Below are 14456 nucleotides of genomic sequence, written 5' to 3'. Positions count from 1 at the left end.
GAATGGTACAACAAGTTACACGAGGAATCAAGATTTCTGTAGAGACTACCTTTGAGGGCACATTTTATAAAAATCATAAAATGCGCTATGCCTTTGGCTACAAAATAACGATTGCAAACCAGAGTAAAGACAGCGTGCAACTCATGGCTCGTCATTGGAGAATCACAGATGCCCTTAGCGCACCAGAGACCGTTGCTGGAGAAGGTGTCATAGGTAAAAAACCTGTTCTCAAACCTGGCGAAAGCCACACATACAGTTCTGGATGCTTGCTCAACTCTGCCTTTGGGGCAATGCAAGGTTTTTACCAGATGGTAAACTTTACTACTACACGTAATTTTAGGGTAAAAATCCCAGTTTTTAAGCTGAGTGCGCCTTTTGCTCTAAACTAATATCCGAGAATTCTTGAGAAGTAAGCTCAAGGCGAAAAAGTGAATCTCCCTGCTCAAGCGTGCAATATGCACAGTTACTATCATACACAAAACGATAATCACTCACCGCCGAAAAACCCTCTGGGAATACGGTAACACCTTGAAAGTCCTGCTCGCCAAACTCAGTAAACCTTCTTACAACACCTTTTTTCTCAGAGAGAATCTCAAGATGAAAATACGCACTACTACCTGTGCCCTCTAAAAAGTGAACGTTTTCTGGCAACACACCCTCATCTTCAACAGTGTATGCAGCGGGAACTCGTCTGTCAAAGTAATTTGTAAGATTCTCGCGTAGCGCAGTTGAGTTGTATGGAGCAATCTCACCATTAAAAACTTGATAAACTCCTTCTTCTGAAGCGCTTTTCTCAACATTACCTACGGTACTCGGTGTAAACTTCTTGTTACGCTTAAGGTATTTAATAATAGCCTTATCGTCTGTACTAGCTAGTATCGTCTCTGTAACAAAACGAGCGCAATTACTTCCTATTTTTCCAAAGGCTTTATAAGGAACACTGCCTTGACTTTGTAGTGAATGAATGTAAGCAAGTGCTTTCTCATAATTAATAGCCGAGCAAAGCGAAGCTACAAGTCTGCCTGACCCGTGCGTTTTTTCTGGATGTGCATCAAGCCATAATAATAGCTCATCTAGATTTTCAAGTATTCCATTATTTACAATTGCCGTTACGGGTACTTCAAGTTCTATATCTGTATTTGCACCACGCACACGACCTTTTCCTTTGGGAGTAATATATCTGCCAAAATCAAAATATTGTGCTTTACCAGTCTCATTTTCTATAAGCACAAGCGCAGCGTGACCTGCTTTGATATGGGTGCGCGTACCTAGCCCCATGAGAGGTAAAATTTTACACATGAGCTCATCAGACATTTTTACAAATGTATCTGGAAAAGCGAGCACTATAATCTTTCCGTTATATATCACGCAGGTATCATTTCAAATTGAGTGGTGTGAACTTCCTCCTTTTGAAGATCATTATACGTCATCACACATGTATCATCTATTTTCTCCACCTGAGTAACACTTACTGTTTTTAAAAGTCCGCGATTGATTTGCAGGTCTATATGCGCATCACCTTCTCCTGCCTTGGTATGAAAGTCAAATAAACTTTCCTTACTCCAGTCTGTAGTCTCCTTAAAAGCAGCAAACCATGTCTGCCGTTTTTCTTTCATGGTGGCGTCATATAATGTAGAAGACGACCATATTTTCGGCTCATGATCTAGCACTGTTGCATGCGCTTTCTCACCATCCCAAACTAGTTCTGTAGCCTTAAGTGCATTACTCCAGTCTATAGCTACAATCGTGAAAGGCTCAATACCCTTGTAATTGAACGTATCGATAGCCTCAGACAAATCGGCTGCCTTGAGAAGTTCTTTTACAACGATGCCTCGACTCATGGTATAACTTTCCTTTCTCACGTGTATTTCAAAACCACCGTTAAGCAAGCATATCATCCTATTTTTTTCGGAAATGCCTATCCACGTACCGCCAGCGACAGCGTCTTTTGGAAATAGCATCTTTGTTCCATCTAGATCATAAAAGTCTGGAGCGAGGGTGGTTCTACCCACCGCTTCATCGCGATTAGACGTAAGAATGAACGTATTATTTTCTTTCGGAATATAGGTTACAGTACACATTGAGGGATAAGTCGCAGTTTAATGGGTGAAATTACGAAAAAAAGATGGGCAGAGTTTCCTAAGATATGTTTCTAAGTTACGCTTTCGCGAAAGCGTAAAAATCCCACTTGTTACACTCTTCCCAAAGACCTGTATCATCCTATCTTAAATTTGTAACTTTACAACTCGTAAAAAACAAAACAAAAAAACATCATGGGAAAAGGATTTTTTCAAGTTCCAGTTGCTGTAAACGAAGAGGTAAAATCTTATGCTCCAGGCTCTCCAGAACGCGAGGCGGTAGCAGCAGCTTATAAAGAATTATTTAATGCACACACAGAAGTACCGATGTACATCAACGGTAAAGAAGTGCGCACAAAAAATACACGCACGATCACTCCACCACATGATCACAAGAAAGTGGTAGGTGAGTATCATCTTGCAGAAAAAACACATATTGATCAAGCAATTGCTGGAGCTCTAGAGGCTCGTACAGAGTGGGCAGAGCTTCCATGGGAGCAGCGTGCAGGCATCTTTCTCAAAGCTGCAGAGCTTATTGCAGGGCCATACCGTGCAAAGATTAATGCTGCAACGATGATCAACCAGTCTAAGACTATCTACCAAGCAGAGATTGATGCTGCTTGTGAACTTATAGACTTCTTACGTTTTAACGTGCAGTTTATGACAGACATCTATAATGAGCAGCCAGAGTCTACTTCTGGAGCTTGGAATAGATTAGAATACCGTCCACTAGAAGGATTTATCTATGCGATTACTCCTTTTAACTTTACAGCGATTGCTGCAAACCTTCCTGCTGCTTGTGCACTTATGGGGAATGTAGTAGTATGGAAGCCTTCTGATAGCCAGATGCTTTCGGCTAAGATTATTCTTGACATCTTCCGTGAGGCTGGTGTGCCAGATGGTGTTATCCAAGTTGTACACGGAGATCCTATCATGATTACAGATACCGTACTTGCAAGCCCAGATTTTTCTGGACTACACTTCACAGGATCTACTCATGTATTTAAGGATATCTGGAAAAAAATAGGTGAGAACATTCACAATTACAAGACATACCCACGTATCGTAGGTGAAACTGGTGGTAAAGATTTTATCGTTGCTCACCCTACTGCTCCTGCTAAGCAAGTTGCAACAGCAATCTCACGTGGTGCTTTTGAATTCCAAGGACAGAAATGTAGTGCTGCAAGTCGCGGTTACATTCCTGCTTCTATCTGGGAAGAAGTAAAAGAGTACGTTATAGAGGATGTGAAGTCTTTCAAAATGGGATCTCCAGAGGACATGACTAACTTTATTACTGCGGTAATACATGAAGGATCTTTTGACAAGCTTGCAAAATATATCGAACAAGCAAAAGAAGATGCAAATGCAGAGATCATCGTAGGTGGTGGACACGACAAGAAGAAAGGTTACTTTATTGAGCCTACTGTTATCGTAACTACAGATCCTAACTATACAACAATGCACACAGAGCTTTTTGGCCCAGTGATGACTATCTATGTATATGAAGATAAAGACTGGAGCGAGATGCTTAAGCTTGTAGACAGCACTAGTGAGTATGCACTTACTGGAGCAATACTAGCAACAGATCGTTATGCTGTACAAGAGGCTACTAAGGCTCTTAAAAATGCGGCAGGTAACTTCTATATTAATGACAAGCCTACTGGAGCAGTTGTAGGGCAACAACCTTTTGGTGGAGCTCGTGCATCTGGAACTAATGATAAGGCTGGTTCTATGCTTAACTTACTACGCTGGGTAAGCCCACGTATGATTAAGGAAACATTTGTAACTCCTACAGATTACAGATACCCTTTCTTAGCAAAAAAGTAATAGACTAAGACAACTACTAATGACAAAGCCCATTCTTTTTAAAGAATGGGCTTTGTTTTTTTAATATACTGCGCTAGTTAAATTACTTTATGAATCCAACTCCAGCTGTTGTATTTGTAATGGGATCAATAATAATGAATGAGCCTCCTTGCTTATGATCTGTGTAACGATCATAAAAAAGTGATTTAGCAAGTTTAAAATGTACCGTTGCAATTTCGTTAATTGTAACTTCACTTGTTCCAGAGTCTCGTGTTGAGTAATCTGTCGGGATGATTTCTTGTATTTGAGATACCTTTGCAAGTATGCGTTGGGTCATATGCTGCAATTCATATTTTTTTCCAGCAGTAAGTACTGTATCATCCATCCAACATACCGTAGCTTTAAGCTCTTTTGTTTGCTCAGGAATGTCACTAGACTTCACAATAATATCACCTCTAGTGACATTAATATCATCTTCTAGCGTGAGTGTTATAGAATTACCCGCTTGGGCTTCTTTAAATGAGTCTTTGTAGCTGAATATATCTTGAACTTTTGATGACTTTAAGCTAGGTAGTACTGTTATGTCATCTCCTACTGCAATGGAACTCCCGTATACCTTACCTGCATATCCCCTAAAGTCATGAAAAGCATTGGTTTTTGGTCGTATTACTGTTTGCACAGGAAAACGCATAGGCGTATTGCTAGCTGCTTCTGGTGTTACGTTTTCTAAATATCCTAAAATAGATGGTCCTTCATACCAGCTCATTTTCGCGGAAGCGGAAGCCACATTATCCCCTGTAAGTGCACTTATAGGAATAAACGTTATCTCTTGATCTTTATAACCACTCTTTGCTCGAAGTGCATCAATGTCATTTTTAATACTATCAAAAACAGACTGATCATAATCTACCAAGTCCATTTTATTTACTGCAATTACCACGTGCTTAACTTGTAAAAGCGCATTGATAAAGAAATGCCTAAACGTTTGCTCGATAACGCCTTTTCTAGCATCTATAAGAATAATTGACACAGAAGCATTTGACGCTCCAGTAATCATATTACGAGTGTACTCTACATGACCAGGGCTGTCTGCTATAATATAACTTTTAGTAGGCGTCGAAAAATAAATGTGAGCTACATCAATCGTGATTCCTTGCTCACGTTCTGCCACTAATCCATCTGTTGCTAGTGAAAAGTCTAGGTAATCATACCCTAACTTTTTACTGCTTTTTTCTATAGCCTCAAGTTTATCATCAGTAAGTGATTGCGTGTCGTATAACAATCTACCTATTAAAGTACTCTTTCCATCATCTACACTTCCAGCAGTTGCCAGTTTCAATACTTCCATAATCTAAAAATAACCTTGTTGTTTACGTTTTTCCATTGCTGCCTCGCTGCGTTTATCATCTATACGCGCGCCTCGTTCGGAAATACGGCTTACTTTAATTTCGTTTACTATCTGCTGTATAGTAACTGCCTCAGAAACTACAGCTGCAGTACATGTCATATCACCTACGGTTCTAAAACGCACTACACGATCTTCTACCTCTTCATTGTCATCTCTATATACACAATCTGAAGCGCTCCATATCATCCCATCACGCTCAAATGTTTTTCTTGTATGTGAGAAGTAAATACTTGGAATTTCGATATTTTCTTGTTGTATGTAGCTCCATACATCAAGCTCTGTCCAGTTTGAGATAGGAAAAACACGCACGTTTTGTCCTAATTCTATATTACCATTAAGCAAATCGAATAATTCTGGTCGCTGGTTTTTTTCATCCCACTGTCCAAAATCATCTCTTACGGAGAAGATACGTTCTTTTGCACGTGCCTTTTCCTCATCACGACGAGCGCCACCTATACATGCATCAAACTTAAACTCCTCAATAGCATCAAGTAATGTAGTTGTTTGTAAGCTATTTCTACTAGCATACTTTCCAGTTTCTTCTGTCACTTTCCCTTGATCAATTGCATCTTGCACATTACGCACAATTAAATTAAGCCCGAGTTCCTTTACTAGATCATCTCTAAATTTGATGGTTTCTGGGAAGTTGTGACCCGTATCTACATGTAGTAATGGAAATGGTATGGCAGCTGGATAAAATGCTTTTTGAGCAAGTCTTACCAAGGTGATACTATCTTTACCTCCTGAAAATAATAATACTGGATTTTCAAACTGAGCAACTACCTCTCTAAATATATAAATGGACTCACTCTCGAGTGCATTAGTCTTTAATATCTCTTTCATATGTCTCTCTGCTTAGAGATGTAAACCACATTCTCTATGTTCTAATACTTTTGTTGGGTCATTATAATTATGTTCATTAGGCAACTTATGATCTACTAAGTACTTGTCTAACTCACTATCTGACCAGTAATAAAAAGGGCTTACTTTAAGAACGCCATCTTTGCTTAAACTTAAGATATCTAAGTTATCTCTATGTGCCGTTTGCCCCTGCCTTAAATTAGTAAACCACACATCCGGCTTATGGACTTCCATAGCTCTACGGAAAGGTTCTAATTTTACCTGCTCTGTAAACTCTTTATGACTTTCATCTGTGACAGATGGATTACCCATAACAACATCACGATGTGCACGTGTTTGTCTTGGAACATATAAATCAACAGAAAGTGCTAGTTGATTAATAACCTCTTCTGCATGACTATAGGTTTCTGGAGTATTGTAACCTGTATCACACCATACTACATTAATCTTATCAAACTCTTGAGAAACCACGTGTAAGATGGCTGCCTCATAAGGCCTGAAATTTGTTGTTATCACAGGTTTTTCAGCATGTTCTAATGCCCATTTTACAACGTCTGATGGACTTTGTGATTTTAAATCACTATTAAATTGTGTAATTTGCTCTTGAGTAAACTTCATTATTTTCCCCATTTTATTAAATTCCAAACACGCTCATGAAAAAAATAGAGCGCCATTTTTGATACTAGTTCTACTGCCCCTATGCTCAACGCTAAGGATAGCGTACCCGTAACAAACCATGAAATAGCTATTGTATCAAGTGTCCCTATTGCTCTCCAGCTTATGGACTTCACAATACTGCGCATAGGTTTTTCTGCCGAGGCAGGAGTTTTCTCTTTAGAAGTATTTTTTGATTGTTTTAAAACAAGCGAATCGATAATCATTTCAGAATTATTTATTCCTATCGGATTACTAGGGTTAATCGGCAAATGTAAAATTATTAACTTAGGTTAACAAGAATTATTGTTGTTTTAAAGAAAAAGCTAACAAATAGGACTAAGAACTGGCAGCCGCCACAAGGTCTGCAAGCGTGTTCTTTTCTAACACAAGAAGTGTATTGTCTCGTATTTGAATCATTAGACTATGAACAGAACATGCATCCTCATCTTTACAGTCTGCACAACGTTCATAATAATTGAGAGATACACATGGTAGCATGGCAACGGGTCCTTCAAGTACTCTCATGACCTCAACCATTTTGATATCCTTAGGCTCACGTCGCAGTTGATATCCACCTCCTTTACCTTTTCGGCTAGATACGAAACCTGCTTTTTTAAGCGTAAGCATAATACTTTCAAGAAATTTTTGAGAGATATTCTCACTTTCAGCAATCGTGCCTATTTGCACCATTGCATCTTCCCGTTGTTCACGGGCGATGTACGTTAAGGCTTTAATGCCATATTTAGTTTTTCGCGAAAGCATATCTAGAACGAAAGTACTAAAAAACTCTAGGTGGAAATAGTGATATGAACAGTATATAAAAGATATTATTACAAAACTATAAACTTTACTATGACACTTTTTTTAAAAAATAGCCGCTGCTATCTGTCTAATATTATCACTTTTACCCATTGAGTAATAATGTAACACGGGTACGCCAGCAGCTTGCAACTCCTTGCTTTGCTGTATGCACCACTCTATCCCTATCTGGCGTATGGCAGCAGTGTCTTTGGCTTTTACAACTTCCATTACTAGTGCATCTGGCACGTCTACACTAAAGCGTTGCGGAATTAAATTGAGTTGCTTCTTTGTCGCCAGCGGCTTGAGTCCTGGTATAATAGGTTTTGTGATACCGGCGGCTCGGCATTTTTCTACAAAGTCGAAGTATTTCTGATTGTCAAAAAACATTTGGGTCACCACATAACAAGCCCCAGCTTCTAGCTTTTTCTTTAAAAAATGAATATCACTTTCAAGACTGGGCGCTTCTAGGTGCTTTTCTGGATATCCCGCCACACCTATGCAAAAATCTGTTTTGGCGCTGTTCTGCAAATCTTCATCTAAGTAGGTGCCATTATTTAAATCAATAATTTGCTCTACGAGGTCTTGCGCATAGATATTTCCGTTTTTATTGGGCTTGTAGTAAGTCTCACTCTTTACCGCATCGCCACGTAAGGCCATCACATTCTCAATACCTAGAAAATCCATATCTATCAAAAAATTCTCAGTATCTTCTTTAGAAAAACCTCCGCATAAAACGTGCGGCACTGCATCTACTTGATAGCGGTTTTGTATCGCAGCACAAATACCCACAGTACCAGGTCGCTTGCGCACCACCTTTTTCTCTAGCAACCCATCCTCACGCTCCTTATAAATGTATTCCTCACGGTGATAAGTTACATCTATAAACGGCGGCTTAAATTCCATAAGCGGATCTATATTATCAAAAATGGTATTGATATTTTGCCCTTTGAGAGGTGGCAAGATTTCAAAAGAAAAATCGGTTCTCTTCGCTGCTATTGCTTCTGCTATGTGATCTCGTACTTTTGTCATAATCTACTCTGCTATATTTGGGGTGAGCCATTTTTCCGCTTTCGCGAAAGCAATATTCTTGCGGCTCGCATAGTCCTTTACTTGATCTTCTTTTATTTTCCCTAGCCCAAAATACCTTGCCTCTGGATGCCCGAAATAATACCCACTCACACTTGCCGCCGGCCACATCGCCAAACTTTCGGTAAGGGTAACACCTATGGACTCTTCCACGCCAAGCAACTTCCAGATAGTCTCTTTCTCCAAATGATCTGGACAAGCAGGGTAACCTGGCGCTGGCCGTATTCCTTGGTATTTTTCTTTAATTAAATCTGTATTTGCTAGTGCTTCTCTGATGGCATACCCCCAGTGTTTTGTGCGTACTTCCTTATGTAGATATTCGGCAAAGGCTTCTGCGAGTCTATCTGCAAGTGCTTTAATCATTATAGCGCTGTAATCATCTAGTGCATCTTCAAACTCTTTTGCCTTTCTGGCTGTTCCAAATCCTGCTGTAACACAAAAAGCTCCCATATAATCTTGCAATCCACTATCTAGAGGAGCTATAAAATCTGATAGCGCGATATTGGGCTTGCCCGCTACCTTTTTTGATTGTTGCCTAAGGGTTCTAAATATCACTGGATCCTTTACTCGCTCCTGATTTACTACAATATCATCTTGGTTATTTGCATTTGCTTTAAAAAGTCCAAAAGTCGCTTTGGCAGTGAGCCATTTTTCGGCAATGATTTGTTTGAGCATTTGTTGTGCATCGGCAAATAGTTCGCTGGCTTGTGTTCCTACCACCTCATTTGTTAAAATCTCTGGGTACCTACCGTGCAAATCCCAACTCCTGAAAAATGGACTCCAGTCTATATAAGACACCAGTTCGTTGAGATCTAAATGTTCAATCACCTGTACACCTAGTTCTTTTGGAGCGACAATATCTTCGGCTTTGAAATCTATTTTTAATTTATTTGCTCTCGCCTGCTCAATCGTTACGTATTCCTTAATGCGTTGTCTTGAGTTAAAATTTTCGCGAAAGCGTGCATATTCCTCTTTCAATTCATTTTTAAAAAGAACACTTGTATCCTTCTGTAACAAATCACCCACAATAGTCACCGCCCTGCTGGCATCGTTTACGTGCACAACGGCACTCTCATAATGCGTGTCAATTTTTACAGCGGTGTGTGCCTTGCTTGTGGTTGCACCACCTATCAAAACTGGGATTTTGATATCTTGTCTTGCTAGCTCTTTGGCTAGATAAACCATCTCATCAAGGCTAGGTGTAATTAAACCACTTAGACCTATGATGTCTGCATTTTCGGCAAGGGCGGTGGTTATGATTTTTTCTGGTGGCACCATCACACCTAGGTCTATAATCTCATAATTATTGCACGCTAGCACAACGCTCACGATGTTTTTACCTATGTCGTGCACATCTCCTTTTACGGTTGCCATAACAATTTTACCCGCACTCTGACTCGCGGCTTGGGTACCGTTTCTCAGCTTCTCTTCTTCTATGTATGGCAATAAATAAGCAACGGCTTTTTTCATCACTCTGGCAGATTTTACTACTTGAGGTAAAAACATCTTCCCACTTCCAAAAAGGTCTCCCACCATATTCATACCCGTCATCAAGTGACCTTCTATCACTTTAATTGGAGCATCTACAGCTTGTCTGGCCTCTTCTACATCTTGCAGAATATAGGCATCTATTCCTTTTACCAGTGCTCTGGTGATACGGCTCTGCACATCTTCTGTTCGCCAGGCTTCGGTTTCTTTTTGTATAGATTCTTTTTGACCTACGGTCTCTGCAAATGTGAGTAGGCGCTCTGTTGCATCATCTCTTCTATTGAGTATTACATCTTCTACAAGCTCTAGTAAATCTGCTGGAATATCATCATACACCTCCAGCAAGGCGGGATTAACGATACCCATATTCATCCCTGCATCAATAGCGTGATACAAAAACACCGAGTGCATCGCCTCGCGCACGGCATTATTTCCTCTAAAACTAAAAGACACATTACTTACACCACCACTCACACTACAATGAGGTAAATTATTTTTTACCCATCGCGTGCTCTCTATAAAGTCTAATGCATTGCGTTTATGCTCATCCATACCCGTCGCCACAGGAAAAATATTAAGATCAAAAATGATATCTTCTGGCGGGAAGTTTACCTCATTAACTAAAATCTCGTAGCTGCGCTTTGCAATCTCAATGCGACGCTCATAGGTATCTGCCTGACCCACCTCATCAAAAGCCATTACAATCACAGCGGCACCATAACGTTTTATAGCCTTTGCTTGCTGTATAAAAATGGATGCTCCTTCTTTTAAAGAAATAGAGTTTACAACACATTTACCTTGTACTACCTGCAAGCCAGCTTCTATAATCTCCCATTTTGAACTATCTATCATAATGGGCACTCTCGCGATATCTGGCTCTGCAATCACAAGATTTAAAAAGGTAACCATTGCCTCCTTGCCATCTATGAGACCGTCATCCATATTAATATCGATGATCTGTGCGCCGTTTTCTACTTGATCTCTAGCGACAGAAAGTGCTTCTTCAAATTGTCGCTCTTTAATGAGTCTCAAAAACTTTCTTGACCCCGCAACATTAGTACGTTCTCCTACATTTATAAAATTACTTTCTGGAGTAATTACCAGAGGCTCAAGGCCAGAAAGTCGCATATATCTAGGAGTCACATTCATTATAGCTTACATTTTCTAGGGGTTACATTTGCTACTAGTTGAGCAATGGCTTTAATGTGTGCAGGTGTGGTGCCACAGCAGCCACCCACAATATTTACAAGGTTTTTATCTATGTATTTTTTAATCTGCGTTGCCATTTGCTCTGGTGTTTCATCATACTCCCCAAAGGCATTAGGCAATCCCGCATTAGGATGTGCAGAAACACCCACCTCTGTTTTACTTGCTATGGCTTCTAGATGTGGCTGCAGCTGACTAGCACCTAGCGCACAGTTAAAACCAACAGACAACAGCGGAATATGAGATACTGAAATTAAAAATGCCTCTGCCGTTTGCCCAGAAAGCGTTCTACCAGAGGCGTCTGTTATGGTGCCAGAAATCATTACTGGCGTGTCTATTGCTCGCTCCTCTTTTACCTGATCTATCGCAAAGAGCGCAGCCTTTGCATTGAGCGTGTCAAACACAGTTTCTACCAGCAGCAAATCCACACCACCGTCTAGCAAGGCTTCTACTTGCTGCTTATAAGCAACTCTAAGTTCTTCAAAACTTACCGCACGATACCCCGGGTCATTTACATCTGGCGACATACTCGCCGTCTTGTTTGTAGGGCCTATGCTTCCTGCTACAAATCGTGGTTTGTGAGGTTCTTTTGCGGTTATGGATTGAGCGACATTTTTGGCAATTTTCGCGGAAGCGTAATTCAAATCATACACATACTCCTCCATCTCATAATCTGCCATTGCGATGGTGGTACTCGAGAAGGTATTAGTCTCCACAATATCTGCTCCCGCATTAAAATACTTGCGGTGCACCTCTGCAATTGCGGCAGGCTGCGTGAGTGACAGTAAATCATTATTACCTTTTACAGACCGATGAAAATCTTTAAAGCGCTCTCCTCTAAAATCTTCTTCACTAAAATTATATGCCTGTAGCATCGTACCCATCGCCCCATCTAGCACGAGGATACGCTCCTTTAGTGCCTTTGTAATTGCCGTGCTCATAACTAATTAAGGCTTGTCGTGATTTTTAAAATATCACTCAGCACTCCTCTTGCTGTCACTGCCTTTCCTGCGCCAGCTCCTTGTATCACCAGCGGGTGATCACCGTAGGAGTCTGTATAAATTTCAAAAACAGCATCCGCACCTTGAGTTTGTCCCAGCGCTGTGTGCTTAGACTCTTGGACTAGTTTTACTTCAAGCTGTTGTGTTTTTAAATCTAACTCACCTACGTGTCTCAACACTTCATTTGCTCCTAGTTGGGATTTACTTTTCTCAAAAATGGCATCAAGGGTTTTTACGCTTTCGCGAAACTGAGGTAAGGTAGTGGTACCATTTAAAGCTTTAGGCACTAGTGATTGTACTTTTACATCGTCAAACTCTTTTGTGAGTCCTACCTCTCTCCCTAAAATCAAGAGCTTGCGTGCCACATCTTTACCAGATAGATCTTCTCTAGCATCGGGCTCAGTGAGTCCCAACGCATCTGCCTCAAGTAATATGTCTGAAAAACTCTTATCCTCTGCCGAAAAGGTGTTAAACAAATAACTAAGAGAGCCAGAAAATATGCCTCGTACCTTATGTATTTCTTCACCACTATCGTATAAACTTTTTATAGTCTCAATGATAGGCAATCCTGCTCCTACATTTGTTTCATATAAGAACTTCTTGTTGTGCTGTTTTAAAGATGTACGCAGGGTTTTATAAAAATCATACGAGCGTGTGTTTGCAATTTTATTTGCCGTTACGATATGAAATCCATTTTCAACGAGAGATACATAGTTTTCTACAAACTGCGGACTCGCAGTGACATCTACCGCGATAAACGAGCTTTCAACATCGTGATTTGACTCTTGTTGTTGTTTTAATTTTTTCGCGTAAGCGTAAATATCATCAAGTGTGTATGGATGTGCCTGGTTCTCAAAATCTGCACTCCAGCTGCCTGTCGTCTCATTTTGAAATAATGCCAGTGTAGAGTTTGCAATACAAAAAATATTAAGTTGCTTACTAGAAGACTTTTTATTAAAATCTGTAATCTGTGTGATGAGCGTGCTCCCCACATTACCTATACCAAAAATGGCGATGTTTATTTGTGACATAATTGTGTTGAAAAAATGGGTTTTACAAAGCTTGATAACTGCTCATATTCTATTAAAAAGGCATCGTGACCGTGTATGGATTTAATCTCATCATAGGTAGATGAGACACCCATCTCTTGTAATTGCAAGTGGGTCTCATACATCTCATCTGCTAGAAAAAGTCCGTCTGTATCTATAGCTACTTGATGCACGGTACCGGTAAAGTCACACAGGGACTCTTTAAAATCTTTGCTTCCTTGTGTAATATCTGCACTAAGCAATAACTGATTCATAAGCCTATATGCCGATAGCGAAAAACGTTCTGAGAGCTTTATGCCGTGGTGATTAAGCCAGCTTTGTGTATTATATAATTGCTCATCGCGCTTACTGCGATTAAACTTCTCTTTAAAAGAAGCTGGTGTGCGATAAAAGGTCATTGCGTGCATACGCGCATCTGCTACGGGCTGGCTAGAATGGGTAAGCAAGCTGTCTTGTATATGACATTGTGCTATCACCCAGTCTGTCGCTTTCCAGTCTGTCGCAATGGGTATTAAATGTTTTATAAGTTTTGGCTGTTGGCTTGCGAGCTCCCAGGCTATCTGCCCTCCTAAGGAACCACCTACAACGGCAAAAAGTGATGTTATGTTAAGATGCTGTAGCACCTCCCCGTGTATGCGTGCGATGTCATAATTTGTAAACTCTTTATACGCTGTAATGCGCTGCGTGCTTGCGTGGCCATTACCTGGTATATCTATAGATAGTATGGTGTAGCAACCTGTATCTATAGCTTTTTCTTTACCTATCAAATCACTCCACCAGCCTTTGTCTCCAGTTATGGTAGAGTTACCCGTGAGCGCGTGATTAACCAGTACTACAGGAGCTGTACCTAGTACCTGACCCGCCAGCTGGTATGACACTTCGAGATCACAATGATAACCAGAATGTGTGGTAAAAGATGATATGGATACGATGTTAAGCATAAATATTGCAGTTTAAGATGGGGCGAAAGGCTACTTATTGTAAAAAAGCTCCAACTAGCTCTGGCAAAAAAGCT

Annotated in this window: 14 protein-coding genes; 2 read left to right on the top strand and 12 right to left on the bottom strand. The window is 40.3% G+C overall.

The features are described from left to right. Nucleotides 1–2: 2 nt before the first annotated feature. A complete protein-coding gene (gene apaG, locus SJY23_RS07025) occupies nt 3–389 on the top strand; it encodes a Co2+/Mg2+ efflux protein ApaG (RefSeq protein ID WP_013750231.1) in 387 nt (128 codons plus the stop codon). On the opposite strand, the gene SJY23_RS07020 is transcribed toward apaG, so the two are convergent. Beyond that, complete coding sequence (locus tag SJY23_RS07020; RefSeq protein WP_396597982.1) at nt 358–1368, bottom strand: DUF6695 family protein; 1011 nt, start codon at nt 1366–1368, stop codon at nt 358–360. The two genes, apaG and SJY23_RS07020, sit on opposite strands and share 32 nt — an antisense overlap. After that, nucleotides 1365–2081, bottom strand: a complete 717-nt coding sequence (locus SJY23_RS07015) for an NRDE family protein (protein WP_396597981.1) — start codon at nt 2079–2081, stop codon at nt 1365–1367. Before SJY23_RS07015 ends, SJY23_RS07020 begins: the two co-directional genes overlap by 4 nt. A 192-nt stretch (nt 2082–2273) precedes the next feature. Here SJY23_RS07015 and pruA point away from each other — a divergent pair, with 192 nt between their 5' ends. Continuing rightward, nucleotides 2274–3905 carry an L-glutamate gamma-semialdehyde dehydrogenase gene (gene pruA / locus SJY23_RS07010; protein ID WP_396597980.1) on the top strand — a complete coding sequence of 544 codons (1632 nt, stop codon included), beginning with the start codon at nt 2274–2276 and terminating at the stop codon, nt 3903–3905. A gap of 82 nt (nt 3906–3987) precedes the next feature. On the opposite strand, the gene SJY23_RS07005 is transcribed toward pruA, so the two are convergent. The 10 genes from SJY23_RS07005 to SJY23_RS06960 form a co-directional block, all read right to left on the bottom strand. Further along, nucleotides 3988–5232: a sulfate adenylyltransferase subunit 1 gene (locus SJY23_RS07005; RefSeq protein ID WP_396597979.1), complete on the bottom strand. Its 1245-nt coding sequence runs from the start codon at nt 5230–5232 to the stop codon at nt 3988–3990. Nucleotides 5233–5235: 3 nt separating this feature from the next. Further along, entirely contained in the window at nt 5236–6135 is a 900-nt protein-coding gene (gene cysD / locus SJY23_RS07000; RefSeq protein ID WP_396597978.1) for a sulfate adenylyltransferase subunit CysD, read from the bottom strand. A gap of 12 nt (nt 6136–6147) precedes the next feature. Further along, nucleotides 6148–6771 carry a phosphoadenosine phosphosulfate reductase family protein gene (locus tag SJY23_RS06995; RefSeq protein ID WP_396597977.1) on the bottom strand — a complete coding sequence of 208 codons (624 nt, stop codon included), beginning with the start codon at nt 6769–6771 and terminating at the stop codon, nt 6148–6150. Next, nucleotides 6771–7034 (bottom strand): DUF2061 domain-containing protein, encoded by a 264-nt coding sequence (locus SJY23_RS06990; protein WP_035334638.1) that lies wholly within the window; start codon nt 7032–7034, stop codon nt 6771–6773. The genes SJY23_RS06995 and SJY23_RS06990 overlap by 1 nt, the downstream gene beginning before the upstream one ends. A gap of 112 nt (nt 7035–7146) precedes the next feature. Beyond that, a complete protein-coding gene (locus SJY23_RS06985) occupies nt 7147–7572 on the bottom strand; it encodes an Rrf2 family transcriptional regulator (protein WP_035334639.1) in 426 nt (141 codons plus the stop codon). A 102-nt stretch (nt 7573–7674) separates the two neighbouring features. Beyond that, the gene (gene metF / locus SJY23_RS06980) at nt 7675–8640 is read right to left on the bottom strand and encodes a methylenetetrahydrofolate reductase [NAD(P)H] (RefSeq protein WP_396597976.1); all 966 of its coding nucleotides are present in this window, start codon (nt 8638–8640) and stop codon (nt 7675–7677) included. 3 nt (nt 8641–8643) lie between these two features. Then, on the bottom strand, nt 8644–11334 hold the full coding sequence (gene metH / locus SJY23_RS06975; protein WP_396597975.1) for a methionine synthase: 2691 nt from the start codon (nt 11332–11334) through the stop codon (nt 8644–8646). Then, complete coding sequence (locus SJY23_RS06970) at nt 11334–12332, bottom strand: homocysteine S-methyltransferase family protein (RefSeq protein ID WP_396597974.1); 999 nt, start codon at nt 12330–12332, stop codon at nt 11334–11336. Before SJY23_RS06970 ends, metH begins: the two co-directional genes overlap by 1 nt. A 2-nt stretch (nt 12333–12334) precedes the next feature. Beyond that, nucleotides 12335–13423, bottom strand: coding sequence for an aspartate kinase (locus SJY23_RS06965; RefSeq protein WP_396597973.1), 1089 nt, complete (start codon nt 13421–13423; stop codon nt 12335–12337). Next, a complete protein-coding gene (locus SJY23_RS06960; RefSeq protein ID WP_396597972.1) occupies nt 13411–14382 on the bottom strand; it encodes an alpha/beta fold hydrolase in 972 nt (323 codons plus the stop codon). The genes SJY23_RS06965 and SJY23_RS06960 overlap by 13 nt, the downstream gene beginning before the upstream one ends. Nucleotides 14383–14456 lie beyond the last annotated feature (74 nt).

Source organism: Dokdonia sp. R86516 (assembly GCF_044596715.1).
GTDB lineage: Bacteria > Bacteroidota > Bacteroidia > Flavobacteriales > Flavobacteriaceae > Dokdonia.
The sequence above is the reverse complement of the archived record's forward strand: the minus strand, read 5'-3'. Positions and strand labels throughout refer to the sequence as shown.

What these genes read in the sequence shown, in the direction of transcription:
- SJY23_RS06990 (WP_035334638.1), bottom strand. Translation starts at nt 7,034, where the DNA reads ATGATTATCGATTCGCTTGTTTTAAAACAATCAAAAAATACTTCTAAA.
- SJY23_RS07005 (WP_396597979.1), bottom strand. Translation starts at nt 5,232, where the DNA reads ATGGAAGTATTGAAACTGGCAACTGCTGGAAGTGTAGATGATGGAAAG.
- SJY23_RS06970 (WP_396597974.1), bottom strand. Translation starts at nt 12,332, where the DNA reads ATGAGCACGGCAATTACAAAGGCACTAAAGGAGCGTATCCTCGTGCTA.
- SJY23_RS06995 (WP_396597977.1), bottom strand. Translation starts at nt 6,771, where the DNA reads ATGAAGTTTACTCAAGAGCAAATTACACAATTTAATAGTGATTTAAAA.
- pruA (WP_396597980.1), top strand. Translation starts at nt 2,274, where the DNA reads ATGGGAAAAGGATTTTTTCAAGTTCCAGTTGCTGTAAACGAAGAGGTA.
- metF (WP_396597976.1), bottom strand. Translation starts at nt 8,640, where the DNA reads ATGACAAAAGTACGAGATCACATAGCAGAAGCAATAGCAGCGAAGAGA.
- SJY23_RS06965 (WP_396597973.1), bottom strand. Translation starts at nt 13,423, where the DNA reads ATGTCACAAATAAACATCGCCATTTTTGGTATAGGTAATGTGGGGAGC.
- apaG (WP_013750231.1), top strand. Translation starts at nt 3, where the DNA reads ATGGTACAACAAGTTACACGAGGAATCAAGATTTCTGTAGAGACTACC.
- SJY23_RS06985 (WP_035334639.1), bottom strand. Translation starts at nt 7,572, where the DNA reads ATGCTTTCGCGAAAAACTAAATATGGCATTAAAGCCTTAACGTACATC.
- SJY23_RS07015 (WP_396597981.1), bottom strand. Translation starts at nt 2,081, where the DNA reads ATGTGTACTGTAACCTATATTCCGAAAGAAAATAATACGTTCATTCTT.
- metH (WP_396597975.1), bottom strand. Translation starts at nt 11,334, where the DNA reads ATGAATGTGACTCCTAGATATATGCGACTTTCTGGCCTTGAGCCTCTG.
- cysD (WP_396597978.1), bottom strand. Translation starts at nt 6,135, where the DNA reads ATGAAAGAGATATTAAAGACTAATGCACTCGAGAGTGAGTCCATTTAT.
- SJY23_RS06960 (WP_396597972.1), bottom strand. Translation starts at nt 14,382, where the DNA reads ATGCTTAACATCGTATCCATATCATCTTTTACCACACATTCTGGTTAT.